This is a genomic window from Dyadobacter sp. CY261 (genome assembly GCF_021440085.1).
In the GTDB taxonomy this organism is placed as follows: domain Bacteria; phylum Bacteroidota; class Bacteroidia; order Cytophagales; family Spirosomataceae; genus Dyadobacter.
On the sequence record NZ_JAKCPW010000005.1, the window covers coordinates 351,488 to 374,886 of the forward strand.

General features: G+C 49.9%; 18 protein-coding genes. 13 read left to right on the forward strand and 5 right to left on the reverse strand.

Features of this window, described 5'->3' with window-relative positions; genetic code table 11:
* The first annotated feature begins 21 nt into the window (after nucleotides 1–21).
* From LZD49_RS16600 to LZD49_RS16620, 5 genes are all read left to right on the forward strand, one after another.
* Complete coding sequence (locus LZD49_RS16600) at nucleotides 22–1,194, forward strand: PepSY domain-containing protein (RefSeq protein WP_234668684.1); 1,173 nt, start codon at nucleotides 22–24, stop codon at nucleotides 1,192–1,194.
* A gap of 109 nt (nucleotides 1,195–1,303) precedes the next feature.
* Complete coding sequence (locus tag LZD49_RS16605) at nucleotides 1,304–1,597, forward strand: type II toxin-antitoxin system HigB family toxin (protein WP_255721058.1); 294 nt, start codon at nucleotides 1,304–1,306, stop codon at nucleotides 1,595–1,597.
* The gene (locus LZD49_RS16610; protein WP_234668686.1) at nucleotides 1,594–1,977 is read left to right on the forward strand and encodes a helix-turn-helix transcriptional regulator; all 384 of its coding nucleotides are present in this window, start codon (nucleotides 1,594–1,596) and stop codon (nucleotides 1,975–1,977) included. Before LZD49_RS16605 ends, LZD49_RS16610 begins: the two co-directional genes overlap by 4 nt.
* 273 nt (nucleotides 1,978–2,250) lie before the next feature.
* Entirely contained in the window at nucleotides 2,251–2,733 is a 483-nt protein-coding gene (locus tag LZD49_RS16615) for a Panacea domain-containing protein (protein WP_234668687.1), read from the forward strand.
* Nucleotides 2,723–3,163 (forward strand): MAG6450 family protein, encoded by a 441-nt coding sequence (locus LZD49_RS16620; RefSeq protein ID WP_234668688.1) that lies wholly within the window; start codon nucleotides 2,723–2,725, stop codon nucleotides 3,161–3,163. Before LZD49_RS16615 ends, LZD49_RS16620 begins: the two co-directional genes overlap by 11 nt.
* Here LZD49_RS16620 and bioB read toward each other — a convergent pair.
* The 4 genes from bioB to LZD49_RS16640 all read right to left on the reverse strand — a co-directional run bounded on the left by bioB (nucleotide 3,151) and on the right by LZD49_RS16640 (nucleotide 7,685).
* Complete coding sequence (gene bioB, locus LZD49_RS16625) at nucleotides 3,151–4,134, reverse strand: biotin synthase BioB (protein WP_234668689.1); 984 nt, start codon at nucleotides 4,132–4,134, stop codon at nucleotides 3,151–3,153. The two genes, LZD49_RS16620 and bioB, sit on opposite strands and share 13 nt — an antisense overlap.
* A gap of 141 nt (nucleotides 4,135–4,275) precedes the next feature.
* The gene (locus tag LZD49_RS16630; protein WP_234668690.1) at nucleotides 4,276–5,709 is read right to left on the reverse strand and encodes a glycoside hydrolase family 125 protein; all 1,434 of its coding nucleotides are present in this window, start codon (nucleotides 5,707–5,709) and stop codon (nucleotides 4,276–4,278) included.
* 125 nt (nucleotides 5,710–5,834) lie between these two features.
* The gene (locus tag LZD49_RS16635) at nucleotides 5,835–7,106 is read right to left on the reverse strand and encodes an acyltransferase family protein (RefSeq protein WP_234668691.1); all 1,272 of its coding nucleotides are present in this window, start codon (nucleotides 7,104–7,106) and stop codon (nucleotides 5,835–5,837) included.
* Between the two features lie 27 nt (nucleotides 7,107–7,133).
* Entirely contained in the window at nucleotides 7,134–7,685 is a 552-nt protein-coding gene (locus LZD49_RS16640) for a GNAT family N-acetyltransferase (RefSeq protein ID WP_234668692.1), read from the reverse strand.
* 299 nt (nucleotides 7,686–7,984) lie between these two features.
* Here LZD49_RS16640 and LZD49_RS16645 point away from each other — a divergent pair, with 299 nt between their 5' ends.
* The 8 genes from LZD49_RS16645 to LZD49_RS16680 all read left to right on the forward strand — a co-directional run bounded on the left by LZD49_RS16645 (nucleotide 7,985) and on the right by LZD49_RS16680 (nucleotide 21,730).
* A complete protein-coding gene (locus LZD49_RS16645; RefSeq protein WP_234668693.1) occupies nucleotides 7,985–9,109 on the forward strand; it encodes a Gfo/Idh/MocA family protein in 1,125 nt (374 codons plus the stop codon).
* Nucleotides 9,110–9,212: 103 nt separating this feature from the next.
* The gene (locus LZD49_RS16650; RefSeq protein WP_234668694.1) at nucleotides 9,213–12,959 is read left to right on the forward strand and encodes a PVC-type heme-binding CxxCH protein; all 3,747 of its coding nucleotides are present in this window, start codon (nucleotides 9,213–9,215) and stop codon (nucleotides 12,957–12,959) included.
* A 202-nt stretch (nucleotides 12,960–13,161) separates the two neighbouring features.
* The gene (locus LZD49_RS16655) at nucleotides 13,162–14,034 is read left to right on the forward strand and encodes an AraC family transcriptional regulator (RefSeq protein WP_234668695.1); all 873 of its coding nucleotides are present in this window, start codon (nucleotides 13,162–13,164) and stop codon (nucleotides 14,032–14,034) included.
* Between the two features lie 79 nt (nucleotides 14,035–14,113).
* Nucleotides 14,114–17,875: a hydantoinase B/oxoprolinase family protein gene (locus LZD49_RS16660; protein ID WP_234668696.1), complete on the forward strand. Its 3,762-nt coding sequence runs from the start codon at nucleotides 14,114–14,116 to the stop codon at nucleotides 17,873–17,875.
* Nucleotides 17,876–17,878: 3 nt separating this feature from the next.
* Complete coding sequence (locus LZD49_RS16665; protein WP_234668697.1) at nucleotides 17,879–19,036, forward strand: NRAMP family divalent metal transporter; 1,158 nt, start codon at nucleotides 17,879–17,881, stop codon at nucleotides 19,034–19,036.
* A 25-nt stretch (nucleotides 19,037–19,061) separates the two neighbouring features.
* Entirely contained in the window at nucleotides 19,062–20,630 is a 1,569-nt protein-coding gene (locus LZD49_RS16670; protein WP_234668698.1) for a glycoside hydrolase, read from the forward strand.
* A 283-nt stretch (nucleotides 20,631–20,913) separates the two neighbouring features.
* Complete coding sequence (locus LZD49_RS16675; RefSeq protein ID WP_234668699.1) at nucleotides 20,914–21,240, forward strand: helix-turn-helix transcriptional regulator; 327 nt, start codon at nucleotides 20,914–20,916, stop codon at nucleotides 21,238–21,240.
* Nucleotides 21,230–21,730 carry an SRPBCC domain-containing protein gene (locus LZD49_RS16680; RefSeq protein WP_234668700.1) on the forward strand — a complete coding sequence of 167 codons (501 nt, stop codon included), beginning with the start codon at nucleotides 21,230–21,232 and terminating at the stop codon, nucleotides 21,728–21,730. Before LZD49_RS16675 ends, LZD49_RS16680 begins: the two co-directional genes overlap by 11 nt.
* Before the next feature lie 107 nt (nucleotides 21,731–21,837).
* Here LZD49_RS16680 and LZD49_RS16685 read toward each other — a convergent pair whose 3' ends face one another.
* Nucleotides 21,838–23,256, reverse strand: coding sequence for an APC family permease (locus LZD49_RS16685; protein WP_234668701.1), 1,419 nt, complete (start codon nucleotides 23,254–23,256; stop codon nucleotides 21,838–21,840).
* Nucleotides 23,257–23,399: the final 143 nt, after the last annotated feature.

Here is a 23,399-nt window from a genome sequence, read left to right on the forward strand (position 1 = left end):
GCGTGCTATTTCCTGAACACTGTGAAAAAGACATTCAAAAAGATTGCATCGCAACTACATTTATGGCTGGGGGTTTCCTCCGGCCTTGTGGTTTTTATAGTGGCAGTCACCGGGAGCCTGCTGGTTTTTGAAGAAGAACTAGAACCCATCATCTACCCGAAATTTCACGTGGTGGAGGTCCCGGCAGATCATTCAAAACTCCCACTAGATAATCTCCGCGACGCAGTTTCAAGCCGCTACCCAAAACAAACTATTTCCCGGATCGAAATCGAGCCACAAGCCGACCGGACGGTTATTTTTGGGTTGATGAAAGGCAAAAAGGAGAAAGATATCTTTTCAGTAGCCGTGAATCCCTACACGGCCCAGATTACCGACACCCGGCGCGAAAACGACTCCTTTTTTCACATTGTCCTGCAATTGCACCGCTACCTGTGTCTGGAAGAAACCGGAAAGACCATTACCGGCATTTCCTGCGTGATGTTCATCGCCATCATGATCACCGGCCTCGTCCTCTGGTGGCCCAGCCGCAAGCAAACGAAGCAACGCCTGACCATTAAATGGGATGCCAAGTTCAAGCGACTCAACTGGGACCTCCACGCAATTTTCGGCTTTTACGTGCTCCCATTCACCTTCCTGATCGCATTAACCGGTCTTGTTTGGAGTTACAAATGGGTCAATAACCTCATATACCTCGCTTTCGACGGCAAACCTCAGCAGAAACGCGAGGCCCCCGCCAACATCACATTCACGAATGTCGCACAACCCGGCATCCTCTCAAAAATCACATCTGAAACGAACCGCCTCCTGCCCCACCCCGGCAGAATCCAATTCACCATTCCCAAATCCGGCAGCCTGTCCATCACCGTTTCCAAAGTCAACGAAGAGGCATCGGTCAGTAACATCGTCGACTTCCTTTACTTCGACAAAACGGATGGCCACCTGATCAGCAAGCGCCTTTACGACAACGAAACCGCCGGCATGAAAGCACGCCGGCTCGTATTTCCGATCCATACGGGAAGCTTATGGGGCTGGCCTACAAAAATTTTGGCGTTCATTGTGGCCCTGATAACGGCCAGTTTGCCGGTTACGGGGGTGCTTATTTGGGTTGGGAGGAAGTTTAAGAAGAAGAAGGCAGTAGGAAAAAGTACCGCGCCACGTGCAGTTAGTCGCCGAGCGAAAGTGCCTGTTAGTTAACCTTTTTACGCAGGATAAGTCAAAGCGGTTACTTGATAAAGAGATCCCTGATAAAATTGAGGCCACCTTAATTTTATCAGGGATTTTTGTTAGCACTTCATCACACATTATGGTTATATTCACTGATTCTACTCTTCGACATTTCATATTTAAATATCCCGATGCTGATCAAGCGTTAAACACTTGGGCGAGAACGATGAAGAAGAAGAATTTCAGAACTTTTCATGAGTTAAAGCACTGTTTTAACTCGGTCGATTCAATCGGTGACGACTTATTTGTATTTAATATCAAAGGCAACAAATATCGACTTATTGCAAGAATCCATTTTCCCGTTAGGACATTGTACATTCGGTTCATCGGAACTCATAAGCAATATGACAACGTAAACGTTCAATCATTATGAAAAGAGCGAAAATAACCTACAAGGTCACAAACGACAAGGAGCATGCCGACCTAGTTGAAAAAGTAGGTGCATTGATGAAAATAAATTCAGCAAATACTACACGTGAAGAAAGACAACATATTCGGGCTATGGGCGAGGCTTTGATGGCGTATGAACAAAGTATCTACCCAATTCCAGAACCCTCCACCCTCGAAGGCATTTTGGAACAACGAATGTACGATATGAGGTGCGAAAATAAAGACCTCGCTCAAACCCTTGGAATTTCGCAGGAAGAGCTTGAAATGATCATCAATGGAGATCAGAAGCCCGATATTTCACTACTGAAAGTGATTAGGGAGAAACTCGACATTCCTGCTGATTTCATTCTGGATCACGTATGACATCCAGCATCACAATTCAGCTTTTTAGCATACGCTTGTCGAAAATTGTCACCGCCAGATCGGGAAAATTGATGAAAGGCGTTCCGAAAGCTTAGATTAGCCATTCAGCATCAATAACCTACCGCAAAATAATTGAGAGTGATGAGGCACAATGCGAAGGATTTTAAGCGACGAAAATATCATTGATATGTTGTTCTTTTGCCAAAATATTGCCTTAAATAAAACAAAGTCATAAGCGAGTAACATTGAAATATTGTAACGAACTCGAATTGTATGATCACGATCGATAGCTATAAATACAAGCCATCTGATATCGCGAACTGGTTTCTCTGCCACATCGATCGGGAAGCCGGTGACGCAATCACCCATTTGAAATTACAGAAGCTGCTCTACTATTCACAAGCGTGGTGCATCGTGCTATCAGGAAAATCATTGTTTGAAGAAGATTTTGAAGCCTGGTCGCACGGCCCGGTTCTACCGGACATCTATCATCAATATAAACACTTCGGATACGATGCATTGCCAAGTTGCGATTGTGCGAATTCGTTAGCAAGTGAGGCGGAGAATGTGCTGCAACAAGTCCAGAGATTGTATGGAGAGAAGAGTGCAAAATACCTTGAAGAGCTCACCCATCAGGAATCGCCGTGGATCGAAGCGAGAGCAGGTCTGCCACTTGAACTAAGATGCTCAAACGTCATATCCAAAGAAAGTATGGCGGGATTCTATTCCAAGATGCTTCAAACTAATGAAGGATAAGCGCAAGGAGCGAACCATACCAGACTCAGCAGCAAATAAAAAAAACAATATAGACGGCATTCTTCTGACGATCGATGAAGGGAAAATATTTGGTGTCGCCGCCAACAGGAACGAACACCCTTATGTAAACCTCAAATATTTCGATAGCGCCCACGAATGTCTGTCTGAATGGGAGAAAGACGAGTTAAAGCTGTTGTCGGATTTTATAAATAAAATCACAAATAGTAACTGGGGAGACATTCAAAAGTCATGCACTAAACACAAAGACAGGAATGCATTGCCCATAAGCAAGAAGATAGACCAAATTAGTCCCGACATCACTTTCCTTGAGCTAAGGGTTAGTATTAAAGCACGGGTACATGGCTTTCGATCCGCTAACGCATTCTTCCTTTGCTGGCTCGACAGAAATCATCAGATTTATCCAATGTAAGCGTTATTGGAATTAGAAGCCTTCAACCCCAACACCCTCATCATCTCCCGATCCTGCCCCACCCCCGGATTAGGCGTCACCAGCAACTCCCCGTTCTCATTCGTAAATATCGAATTAGCCCCTGCCATGAAGCAAAAAGCCTGCTCGAATTCGCTCATTTCAGCACGCCCTGCGCTTAGGCGGATCATCGCTCGCGGCATAAGCATGCGGGCAGTGGCGATCATTCGAACCATCTCCCAGGTATCCGTTTTCGCATTGGCACCCAGCGGCGTGCCTTCTACACGGGCGAGCGCATTCACAGGCACTGATTCGGGGTGCTCGGGAAGTGTAGATAATGTGTGCAACATTTGAATGCGGTTGGCGCGGGTTTCGCCCAGGCCGATGATACCCCCGCAGCACACAGATATGCCCGCGTTGCGCACGTGGTCGAGTGTATGCAAGCGGTCGTCATAGGTGCGGGTGGTGATGATTTGCTCGTAGTATTCGGCGGAGGAATCGAGGTTGTGGTTATAGGCATAGAGGCCGGCTTGTTTGAGCTTTTCGGCTTGATTTTCAGTGAGCATGCCTAATGTACAGCACACTTCGAGGCCCAGCGCGGCTACTTCGGTTACCATTTCAAGGACGCGGTCAAAATCGCGGTTGTCCTTCACTTCCCGCCAGGCGGCGGCCATGCAGAAACGACTAGAACCGCTTTCCCGCGCGCGGCGGGCTATCGCTACTACATCGTCTTTTTTCATCAATGCTTTCACAGTGATGCCCGTCTGGTAGCGTGCGGCCTGGCCGCAATAGGCACAGTCCTCCGGGCAGCCGCCGGTTTTGATGGACAGTAGCGTGCATACCTGAATGCGCTCGGGGTCGTGCCATTGCCGATGGACGGTGGCGGCCTCGTAGATCAGTTGGAGTAGCGGGCGGTTGTAAATGGCTTCTATTTCCTCGAAAGTCCAGTTGTTGCGGATGGTATTTACTTGCATGGCTCATGATTTTGAGCCAAAAGTAGCGGACGTTGGCAGGCTGTTTTGGATCCGGTTTGGAAGTTACATCCTAGTCCGGAGCAGCAAAAATGCCTCCCGGTCGGTAGTCCGGAAGGCATTTGAATTGCGCAACATTCATTCTTAATACACTTTCGCCAGCAAATGCGGACGTTCTTTTTCGAGTTTCAGGATCAGCTCCCCGAAGAGCGTATTTACCCAGGCGAACCATTTCCGGGTGAATTTCGAATCATCATCCTTATCGAACGACTCGTGCATGAAACCGGTGTGATTATGCGTCGATTTCAGCTGTTTCAACTGGGCTTCAATCTCCTTCTCGTCAGTCGAAGTAATGGCTCGGGCGATGATACCCATCGGCCAGATCTGGTTCACCAATGTATGCGGACTACCCAACCCTTCGCCCGCTTTTCCTTTGAAGAAATATGGATTTGAATCGCTCAGCACATATTTACGTGTGTTGATATAGATTGGGTCTTTTACCGAAACTGCATTCAGATAAGGAAGACTGATAAGGCCCGGAATACCGGCATCGTCCATCAGCAAATGGTTGCCGAAACCATCCACCTCGAATGCATAGATCTTGCCAAATTCAGGGTGCGGGAACACAGCGTATTTTTTCAATGCGGCTTCCACTTCCATAGCTAGCGCCTTGAAATCAGCCGCCAGTTTTGCATTTTTGGTGGCGGAGGCTTTTTCCAATAGCTCGGCAACCTCGCGGAAGGAAACGACAGCGAAGAAGTTGGAAGGAATAAAAAATGGGAACACGGCGGCGTCGTCCGACGGACGGAATGTGCTGGCAATGAGCCCTACCGGCTTGATAGGATTACCATAGCCATTGCCGGGAACCGTGTCCGTAGACCAGGCCGTAACGCGGCCGAATTTATATGGGCCCGGCCCGTCTTTGCGCTGCTGTTCCTTACAGGTTTGCAGCACCAGCGCCATGGCCTTCATCCAGTCGGCGTCGAATGGTTTGGTATCGCCCGTCGTTTTCCAATAGTTATATGCCAAACGAATGGTATAGCAAAGGGAATCGAGCTCCCATTTGCGCTCGTGGAGCATTGGTTTCATGTCCGTCTGGTCCTTCGTCCATTCACTTTCCTTGGGGCGGTCGTAAAATGCATTCGCGTAAGGGTCGATGAGAATGCATTTGGTCTGGCGGTTGATGAGACCGGCCACCATATCTTTCAGTTTCGAATCTTCTTTCAACAACGGCAGATAAGGCCAAACCTGCGCCGTGCTATCGCGGAGCCACATGGCGTCGATGTCGCCGGTAATCACAAATGTATCGGGTTTCCCGTCGATCGGGTTGTAATGTACCGTGGTATCGATCGTATTAGGGAAGCAGTTTTCAAAAAGCCAGGCCAGTTCAGGGTCTTTGATCACCTTTTTCATGCGGGTAATCGTAGCTTCTACGGCCGGGCTGGTAAAGCTGCGTTTGTCGGCCGGAATGCGGACTACCGGGAAATCTGCTACGCTCTTTGCAAACGACCATCTGGACATGGCGACGCCGGCCACGGCAAGCGCGCCCGTTTTTATAAAATCTCTTCTTTGGAACATGAGTCTCGGTTTAGATTGCTTTCTTAAAATTTTTGAAAAAGCAATTTATATAAAAATCGCTGACGTCCGCCCGACAAACCTTGAATCCCTGATCAGACAGCTTGCTAATGCATATCGTCCGTTTCTCAAACTTTGAACACCAGCTTTTTCCTGTAAAGTATCCACAGAATTACAAACCAAAGCAACACCAGCAGCAAAGCCTGCGCTAGTGAGGCCATTCGGGGATCAGCGAAAAGCGGTGTAAGCTGGTATTGATAAAAATAGGGCACCAGATTCATCTTTTCGGAACCACCAGCCGGATTCTCGACCTTCACGGCATTCAAAATCCTGAAAATCATTCCGGTAAAAAAGAAGACAACCATCGGGTTCACTCCGAAAATCACAAAGAATGCCGTCCATTTCGAATAGCCCTTCAAATCTATAATGTAATAGAAGATCGCCAGGAAAAACAATGCCCAACCACCCGCGTGCAATACAAACGAACTTGTCCACAGCGCCTTATTAAGCGGAAACGAAAGACTCCAAAGCCACCCAATCACCACGCCAGCTAATCCTCCGAGGAGCATATATTTCACCTTTTCCAACTTACTTAAAACATCCGATTTCAGCAAAGTACCAATCAGCAATCCGATAATGCCGGTACCAATCGCCGGGAGAGTGCTCAGAATACCTTCCGGGTCCCAGGTTTTAGAAGTGGCCCACAAATGCCCAGGCAGCAGAAGGTTGTCCAGCCACGCAGCCAGGTTAGTCCCTCTTTCCAAGTTGGCCTCGCCCACGCCCGGGACGGGGATCAATGTCATTATACCCCAGTAGGCAACCAGCAAAACGGTTCCAAGGATGGCTTGCGTCCGCCAGCCGGTTTTTAAATACAATAAGGAAGCTATCAGATACACCACCGCGATGCGCTGCAACACGCCCGGAATGCGCACAGTATCAAAGGGCTCGATGCCACTGAATGCGAGTCCTATCATAAGAACAAAAATGCCGGTCGCCGTGATAAATTGCCATTTCCGGTCATATTCTGAAAACAATGCGACGACCACAATCGCCGTCACGACCAGCCGGGCGGCGAGTAAAGCGTTACCTTCGAGCCCGAACAAATGGATCCGTACAAAAAAACCGGAGAACATACCGAGGCAAAATATACGTAGCGTACGGGTGACGATCCGTTGCAGAGCCGGCCCATTCAAAGTTTTCAGCGGCGTAGCCAGAACAACGGAAATGCCGACGATCAAAAGAAATGTGGGAAACACCAGGTCGGTAGGCGTGCAGCCGTGCCATTCCGCATGCAGGAGTGGTGGATACACATGACCCCAGTCGCCAGGGTTGTTCACGATGGTCATGAGGATCATGGTCAGCCCGCGCAGGACGTCCAGGGAAATTAGCCGTTGTTTCATTCATATTAAGGTTTAGGATAATGCTGTTTAAAGATCGCGGACCATATGGAAATAGCGGTGCCCCATAAAGTCCTTCTCGCCGATCACTTCGAAACCCAGGCGTTCGTAGAGCCGTCGCGCTGCCGGGTTAACCATATCGACAATCAGGCCGGCCCGCTCGTGCCCTAGCGTACCTGCATGCTTACACAAGGATTCAATCAGCTGGCTGCCGATCCCCTTTCCCTGATGGTCGGGATGTACATTAATGCAATCGAGGTAAAATTCACCCGGGCCGGTTTCGTCGTTCGGATTGAAGGTTGGGTCGGCCTCTCTCAGCTTGTCGAGCACAGGCTGCCGCAGGCTGTGAAGTAAAGCACCGTCATACCCGTTTATGGATCCGACAACACCTTCCTCAGCCTCAAAAACGAACGTATTCTTGAAACTGTACTGATTGGCCTGGTGTAAAAAGAAAGTCCGGAAAAACGGTATCGCGTCACTATGGTTTTCCGATCCGGCAAAGATACCAGCAATGTGTCCCATTCCGAGTATGAGCAACGGCGCAACGGCATCGACATCATCCTGACGGGCGGTTCGGATCATAAATGAGCAATTTTGGTTAAGAAATGGCTTAATTATCGCAAAATCGGCATTTTTAATGGGTTTTTCTAGCTATTTTTTGCCTTAAAACCGACATTAGCTCAAAAACAGGTCAAAATACGCACAGTACTAATCAAAACCCGAAAAGTTTTTAGCACTATTTTACTTTAAAATTGTATTGTCGATTACTATCCACATCAAAAGACTTTTACGCACCGGCCGCCGGGGCAGGCAGTCTGAGCTGAATAGTCCGGTTTTTCACTAAGCCTTTGATCCACTGAATCATTAACTTGTTAATCAATATGTCCAAGAAAATTAATGTTGCCATTGTCGGACTAGGCTTCGGAGCCGAGTTTATTCCCATTTACCAGCAACATCCCAATGCCAATATGTACGCGATTTGCCAACGTACAGAATCGAAACTGAATGAAGTAGGTGACCAGTATGGCATCGACGTACGCTATTCCGACTATGATGAACTGTTGAAAGACCCTAACATCGACGCGGTCCACATCAACTCCCCTATCCCGAACCACGCCGAGCAGACGTTGAAAGCATTGCGCGCAGGCAAGCACGTGGCATGTACCGTACCGATGGCGACAAGCGTGGAAGATTGCATTGAGATTGTGAAAACAGCTCGAGAAACGGGTAAAAAATATATGATGATGGAAACCGTGGTGTACGCGCGGGAATTCCTGTTTGTCAAAGAATTGTATGAAAAAGGCGAGCTGGGCAAAGTTCAGTTTCTGAAAGCCAGCCATCAGCAGGATATGGAAGGCTGGCCCGACTACTGGCCCGGATTGCCTCCCATGCATTATGCGACGCACTGCGTAGGCCCCGTCGCCGGCTTGCTGAAACTGGAAGCCGAGTACGTGTCATGCTTCGGTTCGGGAACGATCTCCGAAGACCTGATCAAAATCCACAACTCGCCATTCGCCGTTGAATCTGCACACATCAAATTCAAAGACAGCGACTTGTCCGCTTATGTGTACCGTTCCCTGTTTGACGTGGCGCGCCAGTACCGCGAAAGTTTTGAAGTTTACGGAAGCAAAAAATCGTTTGAATGGCCGTTGATCGAAGGGGAAGACCCTGTGATCCACACGGCGAAAAAGCCTGAGCACGAGATCGCCGAAAAAGTGACGACGCCGGACTACGCGCATTACCTGCCCGAAGAGATCCGTCATTTCACCGGTCACGGCGTGTATAACCTGGACGACAATGCGCATTTGTCATTTGTACAAGGCGGCGGCCACGGCGGTTCGCACCCGCATTTGGCGCACGAGTTCATCAGCGCATTGATGGAAGACCGCGAACCTTTCCCGAATGCATGGCAATCGGCGAACTGGACGAGCGTTGGTATCCTGGCGCACGAATCGGCGCTGCAAGGCGGGGCGTTAATACAGCTGCCGGATTTTAAGAATGTGTAATTACATTGTGCACGATCCTTCGGCTGCGCTCAGGATGACAGCGCGAATTACCCTAAATGCAGTCGAAGGGCATTCCCAAATACAACTGAAACCATTAACCTCAATGAAAACCAAAGCGTTATCCTTCATCCTAGGTATTGTCCTGCTGGGATGTGCCTCTCAGCCATCCTCCCAAAACGCGTCGGTTAAAAGTACTTCTTCCAAAGGCGAAGCGAAGGCGCGTCGGCTGGAAATTCTATTTTTAGGCGACAAGGGCCATCACAAGCCCGCCGAACGTGTTCCGCAGATTATGGCGGCATTGGGTCCCAAAGGTTTCAACTTTACCTACACGGATAACCTCAATGACCTGAACCCCGAAACGCTCGCCAAATACGACGCGTTGATGCTGTATGCCAACTGGGACTCGATTGCGCCTCAGCAGGCAAAGTCGCTGCTCGACTATGTGGCCAGCGGAAAAGGTTTTATTCCAATCCACTGCGCATCTTACTGCTTCCGCAACAATGCAGATGTGGTGAAACTGATGGGCGGGCAATTCTGGCGCCATACCTGGGACACGATCCAGCCGGTTTGGACAAAGCCTGACCACCCCGCCATCGCAGGTGTGAAGCCATTCAAAACGGTGGATGAAACTTACCTGCATACATTGCTGCAACCGGACAACATCGTGCTCACGGAGCGTCTGATCCAGAAAGACCAGGAAAAAGACCGTCCGGGACAGCAAAAAGAGCCTTATACCTGGGTGAGAACACATGGCAAAGGCCGCATTTTCTACACCGCTTACGGCCACGACGAACGCACCTGGGGTACGCAAGGTTTCCAGGACCTGATCGAGAAAGGGATCCTCTGGGCTGTGAACGACAATGCCCGCAAAGCATTGACTGCATTGGCTCCGAAGCCGTTCGAATATCGCGCTGCAAAGCTTCCTAACTATGAGCAGCGCCCTGGCGAGCAAGTACAGCAGTTGCCCCTTTCACCGGAAGAATCTGTAAAGCACATTCAAATCCCGGTTGACTTTACATTGGACGTGTTCGCACACGAGCCCGACGTCATGCACCCGATCGCGATGACGTGGGATGAACGCGGCAGATTGTATGTGCTGATCACCAAAGATTACCCCAACGAACGCAAGGACACCGGCGGTAGCGATTACATCCTGATCTGCGAAGACACGAATAACGACGGCAAGGCCGACAAATTCACGAAGTTTTCCGACGATCTGAGCATCCCGACCGGTTTGGCATTTGCCAATGGCGGTCTGGTGGTGTCGCAAGCACCGCATATGCTGTTTTTGCAGGATACCAATGGCGACGACAAGGCCGATGTGAAGAAAATCCTCTTCTCCGGCTTCGGCACAGGCGATACCCACGCGGGACCTTCGAACCTGCATTATGGCTTCGATAACTGGGTTTATGGCTCGGTAGGTTACTCCGGGTTCAAAGGTAAAGTCGGAAACAGCGAGCAGCTGGATTTCGGTCAGGCACTGTTCCGCTTCAAGCCGGATGGTTCGGATATGCAGATTGTTGCTAAAACTTCCAACAATACCTGGGGATTGGGCTTCAACGAAGCTGGTGACTTGTTCGGCTCCACTGCCAATAACTCGCACGGCTGGTACAGCGCCATTCCTAACCGCTATTTCGGGGCGAGCAAAGTCGACAACGGTAGCCGCAGTACCGATACGCACAAAGATATGCAGCCTATCACGCCAAAAGTGCGCCAGGTTGACGTATTCGGCGGTTTCACTGCCGCAGCAGGCCATAACTTCTACACCGCACGGGCTTATCCGAAACAATACTGGAACAAAGTTGCATTCGTCTCCGAACCTACGGGCCACATTCTGCACCAGAACGTAATGGTGAAAAAAGGCACCGATTTCGAAGATCAGCTGGGCTTTAACCTCCTCGCCGGAGCCGATGAATGGGTAGCACCCGTATTTGCTGAAGTAGGCCCGGACGGCGCCGTTTGGGTAGCCGACTGGTACAGCTACATTATCCAGCATAACCCGACTCCAAAGGGATCTGAAAACGGAAAAGGGAATGCCTACGAAACGCCATTACGCGATTTCACCCACGGCCGCCTCTACCGCATCGGCTGGAAAAACGCTCCGAAATACACGCCGATTTCACTCAGCAAGACACGTCCCGACGAACTGGTTGCCACTTTGAAAAACAACAACATGCTATGGCGCCAGCACGCACAGCGCCTGTTGGTAGAACGCGGAAACAAGGACGTGGTTGCCAAGCTGGTGGAACTTGTTAAGGACAAATCAGTAGACGAAATCGGGCTCAATACCGCTGCCATCCACGCATTGTGGACGCTGGAAGGCCTGAATGCGATCGGTGATGCGCAAGTCTTGCCAGTTGTGGTAGAAGCATTGAAACACCCATCGAACGACGTTCGCAAAACTGCCGTGCAGGTATTGCCGCGCACCGCTGCTTCCGGACAAGCATTGCTGGCAGCCGACGCATTGCACGACAAAGAGCCATTGGTTGTGCTGAATTCGCTGCTCGCATTCTCTGAAATTCCGTTCACGCCGGAGATCGAAACGGCTGTGCTCGCATTGCTGGATAATTATTCCAATGCAGAAGACCGCTGGATGCCGGACGCATTTGCTGCGATCCTGAACTCACACGATGGAGCATTGCGTGAAAAATACCTCGCACAGCGCATTGCCAAAGCGGGTTCAACCGGTGCCGCTCAGCAAACGACCGCTGCCCAAACCGTGGACCACTCAGCCATGAACCATGAAGGCCACGGCGCAAGCAAAGTGACCGTGCAGGGATCGGCAGAACTTGCCATTACCAACATTACCATCGAGCCCAAAACACCTTACGTACGTGAATATGCCCGCGTCGTGATCGAGATTACGAACCAGGGAAGCGTGGCGGTAACGAAAGAGCAGGTGCCTGTCGTGAATGTAGGCGTAAGAAGCCGTTCTTTGAATACCAACTACATTAGCCGCCAACTGACCACCGGCATTGCGCCAGGCGAGACTGTGAAGCTCGTGGAAGGCAACAACGGCCCATGGAAAACTAACTTCGGTTTCTCTTCCGACGAAGCTGGCAAAGTTACGGTTACCGCGACGGTGGATGTGGACAATGTGGTTCCTGAAAAGGATGAGAACAAAAATAACACGCTCACCAAGACCTTCGAAGTGCGCCGCCTGGATCGCCTTTCAGACTTCGCGCTGGAACGTACCGTGCGTGGTTACACTTCGTATGCAAGCGGTGACGATGTTTTGAAACTGATCCAGACCTCGCAGTCACTCGATGCACAGGGACGCAATGCCATTATCAAAGGCGTGCTCGGCGCATGGAACCCGAAACGCAAGGAAACCCCAAACGACGAAGGCCGCAAACTGCTGGCCACTGTTAAAGGCACGATTTCGGACGATTTGAGCAGCCGCTACACGACCTTGCTCGAATCCTATGGCATCAAAGAAGAAGTAGCAACCGACCCCAATGTGCAGATCGTGACGATCAAGGCGATTCGCGAGGAAATGAAGTTCAGCCTTACCGAATTTACCGCGGTAGCGGGCAAAACGGTTGAGCTCGTATTCGAAAACCCGGATGCGATGCAGCACAATGTTGTGGTTGGCCGACCCAAGTCGACCGAGATCATCGGCGCTGCTGCCGACAAGATGATCACCGCCAAAGACGGCGCAGAAAAGAATTACGTTCCCAATATCCCCCAGGTTGTGGCTGCGACACCGCTCGTAAACCCTGGCCAGACTTTCCGCTTGAAATTTGTAGTACCGGATCAGATCGGAGACTATCCGTTTGTATGTACATTCCCCGGCCACTGGCGACTGATGAACGGGGTAATGAAAGTTGTGAAGGAAAAAGGGTTATAATCCTGATTAACGTATAACAATTAGCGTTCAGATTCGCAGAGCATTTACTAGTGCATTCTGCGAATCTGAATTGCTGATTCTCCAAATCCTGGGCGCACAACCAAACCGCCGTGGATAATGTGGTATTCCACCGGTATGATGCGAAAGAGAATAGGCAGCGTGCGTAGGGCATTAATGAGTCATTCTGCCTTTATTTAATACTATGAAAGTCGTACAATTCACCATTCCCGTTTCCCGCGAAAGTACAATTGTTGTTCAGGAGGAAAAGCTACCTCACTACTATCCGCATTTGCACCGCCACCGCGAGGTGCAAATCGAATGGGTGGTCGAAGGATCGGGAATCCTGGTGGCGGGGAATTACATGCAGCGGTTCGAGTCGGGCGACATTTATATCATCGGCGCTAACCAGTCGCATATTTTCAAGAATGACGAGTCGTACTTCAACTCTGACGAACCGAGGCAAATCCATTCCGTATCTATTTTCTTCGATCCCAATTATTTGTCCCAGAATATCCTGAGCCTGCCGGAAATGGCCAACATCCGGAAGTTCGTCCACGGTGTTCACAACGGCTTTCAGATTCCGGAAGAGGCGCGGGAAGGCATCCAAAGGATTATTTCTGAAATTATACACCATAAGGAGAGCCAGCGCGTCGCGGCGTTCATCAAACTGCTTTACCAATTTTCGACGACCCGCGACCTGAAACCGCTCGCGACGAGCAACAGCGAGCAGGTTATTTCGGAAGTAGAAGGTATCCGTATGGACCGCATTTTTCAATATCTCGTCACGAACTACAAACGCCACATCTCCCTGGCTGAAATCTCTGAAACCGCCAACCTCACACCCCAGGCATTCTGCCGCTATTTCAAAAAACATACGGACAAGACATTTGTGAGCTTCCTCAATGAAGTACGCATTAATGAAGCCTGCAAAATTATCCTCTCGGGCAAATTCGACAGCTTTTCGGACATCTGCTACCAGACCGGCTTCGATCATGTAACGAACTTCAACCGCGTTTTCAAGAAGACTACCGGCATGTCGCCAGGAGAATATCAGAAGGGGTTCAGGGATATTTAATTGGCATAAAATAGCCCTCAAAGCCCTGCAATTGGGTAAATTGGGAATTCTGCATTTTTATTGAAATAAACCCATCGTTTTGAAAAATACCCCTGCAAGCAACTGGCAAATCTGGATCGATACCGGCGGGACATTTACCGATTGCCTGGGCATCGACCCGGCCGGAAAGAAAACACGCATTAAAGTACTCAGTTCCAGTTGTCTCCGCGGGAGAATTACGGAGAGGGCGGCCCCTTTTACCTATCATTTCGAAGCCGCATGGCCTTATGATGGCAGTCTTTTAGAAAACTATACATTCAAACTGGATGGCAACGGTATTACCAGTCGCATTACCCGCATCGACCAGCAACAGCACACGCTTACATTAGCCGATGACCTCCCATTTATGCACCCGGCTGATTTTGAAATTACTACCGGTGAAGAAGCGCCTATTCTCGCCGCGCGCTTACTGACTCAAACGCCGCTCGATCAGCCGCTTCCGCCGATCGCCATGCGGCTTGGCACAACCAAAGGCACGAATGCGTTGCTCGAACGCAAGGGCGCCAGGACATTACTGGTTGTTACAAAAGGTTTTAAAGACCTCCTCTACATCGGTAACCAGCAACGGCCGTCGCTTTTTCAACTCGATATCCCCGAACCCAAACTGCTATACCACGAAGTTTTGGAAATCGACGAGCGGCTGGACGCGGACGGCAATGTGATCAATGCATTGAATTTATCCGACTTTGAGCCAAGCGAAACATCTACTGATTATAAGTCGGTAGCTATTTCGCTTTTACATTCTTACCGAAACGAGGAGCATGAAAAACTGGTAGCAGGCTGGTTATCAGAGCGTGGCGTCCGATATATTTCTACTTCTTCCGAGCTCTTCCCCTTCTCGCATTACCTGCGCAGGACGCAAACTGCCATCGTTAATGCCTATCTCGACCCGATTCTCGATCAATACCTGACCAATATCCGCAATACATTGAGCGGTGGCTCGCTACAAGTCATGACCAGCACAGGCAGCCTTTCGGAAATAAGCGGCTTCCGGGCCAAAGACAGCCTGCTTAGCGGACCGGCTGGCGGCATGGTAGCGGCGACCCACTTCGCGCAAAAACTCGGCTTTACAAAGGCCATCACCTTCGACATGGGCGGCACCAGCACCGATACCGCACTCATCGACGGCCTGCCCGAACTGAAATACACTACTGAAATCGACGGCATCGAGTTTCATAATCCTACGCTCGCCATCGAAACAGTGGCTGCGGGTGGCGGCTCCGTTTGCTGGTTTGATGGTTTTTCATTGCAAGCAGGTCCAGAAAGCGCGGGCGCTTCACCCGGCCCGGCCTGCTACGGTGCAGGCGGCCCGCTTACCATCACCGATGTAAATTTGCTGCTGGGTAAGCTGGAAACATCCAAATTCAGCATACCTATTAATCCTGACGCGGCTATTGCCCGACTGAAAGAGCTCCGCGACGCCATTATGGTCCAAACCGGCAATCAGTTAAGCTACGATGAGATTCTCATTGGGTTCGAACGCATTGCCAACGAGAAAATGGCCGATGCGATACGCAGGATTTCGGTTGAAAAGGGCATTAATCCCAATGCATTCGCACTGGTTACCTTTGGTGGAGCGGGTGGCTTACATGCTTGCCAACTAGCCGAATTGTTGGATATCAATACCGTTTTGCTCCCTTACGACGGCGGGCTTTTCAGTGCGGCGGGAATCGGTGAAGCGTTGATCAGCACGATTGTTTCAAAACAAATTTTATCACCCTGGTCGCAGGCGTCGCAGTTTGTAGGTGAGTGGCTGGAAATTCTGGAAAAACAAGCGGTTGAAATTTTGATTCAGCAAGGCATAAATGCTTTTGAGACGGTTTTCTTTCGCGTTTATCTTCGTTTCGCGGGGCAGGAAAATTCCATTGAAATACCCTACTCCGGAAATACGACACTCCATGTATTCGAAGAAACCTATCGTTCGCAGTTTGGATATTATCCTGCCAATCCGGTTGTAGAACTTGAAAGTATCAAGCTCAAAGTACAGGAGCAAAACCCAGGCATTCAGTCATTCCCGATCCTAGAAAATGGTCAAAATGTACTTGCTTCGGCTTACAACAAACCATTTTTGAATGACATAAACCTTCCCGAAACCGCCGTTTTCAAATGGGACGACCTACAAATCGGCGACAAACTGGAAGGGCCTTCCATTCTCCTCAACAATACCTCAACCACCTATCTCCCCAAGGGCTGGAAACTGATCATCCAGCATGGTCAGGATGCTATTGCCTGGAAAACGAAAACTGCGGACGCTAATGCCAGCCGGCAAAGTGACGAAGTTGCATTGGAGCTTTTCACCAACCGTTTCAAGGCTATCGCAGATGAAATGGGCGTGCAGTTACAGCGGACGGCATTCTCGGTCAATGTGAAAGAGCGGCTCGATTTCTCCTGCGCATTGCTCGATGCCGACGGCGAACTGCTTGTAAATGCGCAGCATATTCCCGTGCACCTGGGCAGCATGGGCATTTGCGGGCGCCTCGTGCGAGAGGCTATTGCAATCGGTCCCGGAGATGTGGTGATCACAAACCACCCTCGTTATGGCGGCTCGCATTTGCCGGATATCACCCTGATCGCAGGTGTTTTCACGGACGAAGGGATTTGTGCCGGTTATGTCATCAACCGGGCCCATCATGCCGAAATCGGAGGCAAAACGCCCGGTTCGATGCCGCCGGACGCTACTTGTCTGGCCGAAGAAGGCGTGGTTATCGTACCGCAATACCTGGTGAAGGGGGGTGAATTTCAATGGGACGCACTGCGGGAGTTGTTCACAGGCGGTCCTTATCCTACCCGGTCGTTCCTTTCGAATGAAGCGGACATTATCGCAGCGTTATCCGCATTGAAAAAAGGTAGTGCACAGTTGTTGAAACTGGTCGAAAATCATGGATTAGGAACTGTGAGGAAATATATGAGCCTACTGAAACAAATGGCTGCCTCTCAGCTCAGAAACGCGTTAGCGCCGTTACAGGGGCAAGTTTTTGAAGCTTCTGAAATGCTAGATGACTATCATCGGATTAGTGTAAAAATCACCATAGCCGATAATAAGCAGATCTTTGACTTTACCGGCACATCCGGCGTCCATCCAAACAATCTGAATGCCAATATTTCGATCCTATATAGTGCCATTTTGTATGTTTTAAGGCTTTTAGTCAATAAGGATATTCCGCTGAATGACGGCTTAATGCAGGATGTAGAGATCAAACTCCCTGAAAACAGCTTGCTGCATCCTCAGTTCTCCGACGACCCTTTGCAATGTCCGGCGGTCGTTGGTGGAAATACGGAAGTAAGCCAGCGGTTGGTGGACACTTTACTCAAAGCATTTAGCCTCGCAGCTTGTAGCCAGGGGACGATGAACAATTTCCTGTTCGGAAACGAGCAATTTGGCTATTATGAGACGATTGGTGGCGGAGCGGGTGCTGGCAACGGCTTTAATGGTCGCTCGGCGGTTCATCAGCACATGACCAACACGCGCATTACCGATGCTGAACAACTGGAACGGAAATATCCCGTTCGGTTGCTGGAATTCGGGATTCGACCTGGGTCGGGGGGCAGTGGTCGCTGGCGCGGTGGAGATGGGATTGTGCGGAAAGTGGAATTTTTAGCGCCGTTACATGTTACATTGCTTGGGCAGCACAGGCGGTTTGCGCCTTATGGAATGGCTGGCGGGAGCGACGGCGCTTGCGGGCGGCATTTGCTTGCCTCGAACGGATCTACAATTGAATTACCAGGGATTTACAGTCAGAAAGTGAATGCCGGAGATATTTTGACTATTGAAACTCCTGGCGGCGGCGGTTATGCTATTTAAAATATGTCAAAAAATAAAAACGCTCTCTTAGGAGCTGCATTTCTGATGGCCACCTCCGCGGTAGGGCCGGGTTTTCTCACGCAAACTACCGTTTTCACAGAAAAGCTGGCCAGCAGCTTCGGCTTCGTCATCCTGCTTTCCATCCTGATCGACCTGGCCGTCCAGTTCAATATCTGGCAGATTGTCACCGTCTCCGGTAGACGCGCCCAGGACCTCGCCAATGATCTTTTTCCCGGTCTCGGCTATTTACTGGCATTCCTCATTGTGGCTGGTGGGCTGGCATTCAACATCGGCAATGTGGCTGGTGCGGGATTGGGCATCGAAGCCATGACCGGCGTCAGCGTGGAAATCGGAGCGATTATTAGCGCTGCCATTGCCATCGCCATTTTCCTGTTCAAAGAAGCAGGAAAGGCCATGGACAGCTTCGCCAAAATCCTTGGCTTTATCATGATCGTCCTTATCCTCTACGTCGCATTCACTTCCCATCCGCCATTGGGAAGCGCTATACAGCACACCTTCATCCCCGAAAAATTCGACGCCATCGCGACCCTCACCCTTGTCGGCGGGACCGTAGGCGGCTATATCTCTTTCGCGGGCGCCCACCGCCTGCTCGATTCCGGCGTGCAAGGCGAAAATTCATTGAAAGAGGTCAACCGCGGCGCATCCACCGGCATTCTCATTACCGCGCTGATCCGCTATCTGCTATTCCTGGCCACGCTGGGGATCGTCATTGCCGGAGTAAGCATTAACCCCGAAAACCCGGCCGCTTCGGTCTTTGAAAATGCTGCCGGAACGTTTGGTAAACAACTTTTTGGGCTCATGATCTGGGCGGCAGCCATTACCTCGGTGGTTGGTGCGGCTTATACTTCTATTTCCTTTCTGAGGTCGTTTCATCCTTTTGTGGAAAAGTATCAGTCTTATTTTACCATTGTGTTTATCCTCATTTCCCTCATTGTGTTCGTACTGGTCGGCCGGCCGGTAAAAGTGCTGGTGTTTGTGGGGACTTTGAATGGATTTGTGTTACCCATTGCATTGGCAATACTCCTGGTCGCCAGCCGGAAACAGCGGTTAATGGGCAATTACAAACATTCCTTGTTGCTTCAAATAGCGGGCTGGGCCGTCGTGGCGATCCTCCTGACAATGGGTTTTAATGTATTTTAATTTTTGATTGGTTCTAATCCTTACAATGAAGAAAACGCTACTCCTGGCATTTGCGCTACTCACCGCCTATGCACTCCACGCCCAGAAACCGCGTGAACTGGTCATTCAAATCGATGTCCAAAACAAAGCCCAGAAGATCGACAACTTCGGTGCCGCCGGGGCCTGGTTTACGGAAGGCATTGCTAACAACTGGCCAGCCCAAAACCGCGAGCAAATGGCAGAATGGTTATTTAGTAAAAAATTTGACGCCAGCGGCAATCCCAGAGGTATCGGACTTTCGGCCTGGCGATTCAACATCGGCGGAGGCACAGCCGAGCAAGGCGACAGCAGCGGTATCAACGATTTTCGGAAACGCGTCGAATGTTTCCTGCGTCCGGACGGTACTTACGACTGGTCGAAGCAGGCAGGTTATCTATGGTTTACCAAAAAAGCCAGGGAGTACGGCGTCGAAAACCTGATTGCCTTCTCCAACACGCCGCCCGTGCAGTTCACGAAGAATGGCCGGGGCTATAAAACGGATAAAGATTACATTTCAAACCTCAAACCACAGCATTATGCCGACTATGCTGGTTTCCTCGCCACAGTTTTGAGGCATTTTGATGACGAAGGCTTGCATTTCAACTACATCAGCCCTGTCAACGAGCCACAATGGGACTGGTACCACGCACCCGGGCAAGCAGCCAAGCAGGAAGGCAGCCCCTGGCGCAACGACGAAATCGCCCGCGTCGCCAAGGCCCTCGACAGCGCCCTGACCACCACCGGCTCGAAGTCGCAAATCCTGATCACCGAAGCCGCCCAGCTCGATTTCCTCTACGGCAAGAACGGTAACGCTACCCAACAAACGCAAGCCTTTTTCAAGCCCGACAGCAAACTGGCCCTCAGAAACCTGAAACACCTCCCACCGCTCATTGGCGGCCACAGCTATTTCACCGACAAAGGCGACAGCGCCCGCATCGCCATCCGTCGGCACATTGCCGACACCACCCGAAAATACGGCGTCACCTTTTGGCAAACCGAATACTCCATGCTCGCCGACGGCTACCGTGAAGGTAAAACCGGCCGCATTCCCGCCATCGATTGCGCGCTATTCCTCTCCAAAGTCATCCACGACGACCTTGTATATGGCAATGCTTCAGCCTGGCAACTCTGGAACAGCTGGGAGCCGGGGAATGCAGATTTCGACACCCGGTATTATGTCATTGCACTTAAACCTGCGAATAAGGAATATACCGACGGCAGCATTACGGCAACTAAAAATTTATGGGCATTGGGCCATTACAGCCGCTTCATCCGTCCGGGAATGGATCGGTTAAATGTCGTACGCGGCGACAACCTCAGCAGGGAAGAGATCGCACAGGACTTGATGGTTTCTGCTTATGCGAATGAGAAGCAGGTCGTTTTGGTGGCTATCAATTACGGGACTGAGGAGCGGGTTTTGAAACCGGCGGTTAGTGGGTTTCGGGGGAAGAGTGGGGATGTTTATTTGACTAGTGGGGAAAAGGGGATTGATATGCAGCGATCGAAGATTTCGAATTTGAAGGATGGGGTTAAGATTCCGGCCCGGGGATTGGTGACGGTGGTGATGGAGAAATAGCATTTCTCTCGATCTCTTCGCAAAAAGAGAAAGACCGCCTTCAAAAGTCCGGAACACCTCTGGACGACTTCGACCTATCGATCGATGTTACGGCTATCACCCATCACCTTACGATGATTACTAATAATTCAAAGCATCTCAATCGGATCAACAATAATGGTGGAAAGCTGGATTGGATAATCTAAAATCCCGGCACCTGAAATAAATTTTCTTCCAAAACTATTGCGCAACTAAAAAGTTGCGCATATATTTGCAACCATAGAGTTGCATATTTAGCTCACGTATGAAAGGAGATATATTTCAAGCTATTGCAGATCCGACACGCAGGGCGATTCTGGTGTTGATCGCTACGCACGCTATGACACCTAATGCGCTGGCAGAACATTTTGATACTTCCAGGCAGGCTGTTTCGAAGCATATCAAGGTACTCGCCGATTGCGAGCTGTTGACACAGCACAAGGTCGGGAGGGAGATCCATTATTATTTTAATCCAGTCAAAATGAAAGAGTTCGACCACTGGTTAGAACAGTTCAAAAAACACTGGGAAGACCGTTTTAATCAATTAGATCAACTATTAATCAACCTAAATTCCGATTCAAATGAAAAGTAACCTGTTAAAGAATTTTTCGGTAGACAAAGAAAATGCCCGCGTCAATGTGGAACGTGAATTTGTCGCCCCGGTGGGGAAAGTTTGGGCAGCGTGGACACAAAGCGAACTGCTTGACCAATGGTGGGCCCCGAAGCCGTGGAAGGCGCGGACGAAATCACATGATTTCCGAGAAGGTGGCACATGGCTCTACGCGATGGTCGGCCCGGAAGGAGAAGAGCATTGGGCGAAAGTCGACTATAAGACGGTCGATCCTCAGAAAAGCTTCTCGGCGCTCGATGCATTTTGTGATGAGAATGGAACCGATAATCCGGAGTTCGCCAAATCGCTTTGGACGAATACTTTCTCGGAAGCGGATGGCAGAACCACTGTTTCTGTTTTGATTCAGTATGATAAATATGAGGATATTGAAGTAATCATGCAAATGGGCTTCGAGGAAGGGTTCACAATGGCGTTGGGTAATCTGGATGAGGTGTTGGAAGAGCAAAGCTAACCATTGAGAAAAGTAAATTGTAAGCCGTTGGGCGTAATGAATGGTTGACGTAGAGACTACGCCTAATTATCCATTACGCCCAACTTGTCGCTTCACCCAATTGTTTCCTATTCCTTAACTGCAATATCCTTCCTTGCAACCATGTAATAGACGGGGATCCCCAGCAACACGATAATCAACCCCGGCCAGGTATATTCCGGTTTGTAAATGATCAGCAGAATACAGAATGCAATTCCCATCACTACATAAATGATCGGCAGAATAGGATAGCCGAATGCCTTGTAGGGTCGTTCCGCATCAGGACGCTTTTTGCGTAGAATGAATATGCCAATGATAGTCAGCATATAAAATACCACTACCACAAACGAGATCATATCCAGCAAGTTACCGTACTTGCCACTCAACGCCCACAATGAGGCGATCACGCACTGAAGCCAGAGACCGATTTCGGGCACAGCATTCTTGTTAAGCTGGCCAACCTTCTTGAAAAACAGGCCGTCTTTGGCCATGGAGTAATATACGCGTGCACCCGACATGATGAGGCCATTATTACACCCAAAAGTCGAGACCATGATCATAACGGCAATGATGATTGTCCCGGCTCCGCCGAAAATGACGTGTGAGGCAGATACGGCGACGCGGTCTTTGTCGGCTGCGGCAATTTCTTGCAAGGAGAGCACGCCGGTGTACATAACGTTCGTCATCACGTAGATGACTGTCACGATGATCGTTCCCAGTGCAAGGCTAAGGCCAATATTGCGTTGCGGGTTCTTAATCTCGCCGGCAATAAAAGTGACATTATTCCAGGAATCGCTGCTAAAGATCGAGCCTACCATGGAAGCGGCAATAGCGCCCAATGCGGCAATGGTGGTGTACGATTCGACACTGCCGTCCGGACTGAGCTTATGCAAATCCCACATACCTTCACCCCAGTTGGCAGCCCAGATTTCGGGTTTCATGAAAATTAATCCAAAAACGATGAGACCAAGAAGGCTCAGGAGCTTGGTTAATGTAAAAGTAGTCTGGATAATCTTGCCGCTGTTAACGCCACGTGTATTCGTAAACGTCAGCACCACGATCACCACAATGGACAGTAGCTGGGCGGGACTTATTTTAAGAAAACCAAGGTCTAATGCAACAAGGTCTTCGCTGAACTGAGGGATCAGATAAGCCGTAAATTTGGCAAATGCCACGGCGACGGCGGCGATTGTGGCTGTCTGAATGACGGTAAAAAAGCTCCAACCGTACAAAAAACCAATCAAGGGGTTATATGCTTCCTTGAGATAAATGTACTGTCCACCAGCTTTGGGGAACATCGCGCTGAGTTCTCCGTAGCTTAATGCAGCTGTGAGGGTCATGAAACCGGTGATAAGCCACACGAACATCAGCCAGCCCACGCTACCTGTATTTCGCATGATATCGGCGCTGACAATAAAAATCCCCGATCCGATCATACTGCCGGCAACGAGCATGGTAGCGTCGACAAGACCCAATGAGGGCTTGAAAGAAGTGTTTTCTTGTGGCATAAAGGGTAATAGGTTTTATGAAGTCAGGTGTTAATCTGTGAAAACTACGAAGTATTTGGCCTACTCACAATACATATCCCTCACCACCCGCTAAAATGGTTACAAAAGTGCCATGGCAGTCGCGCTGCGACAGTCGGGGCCTG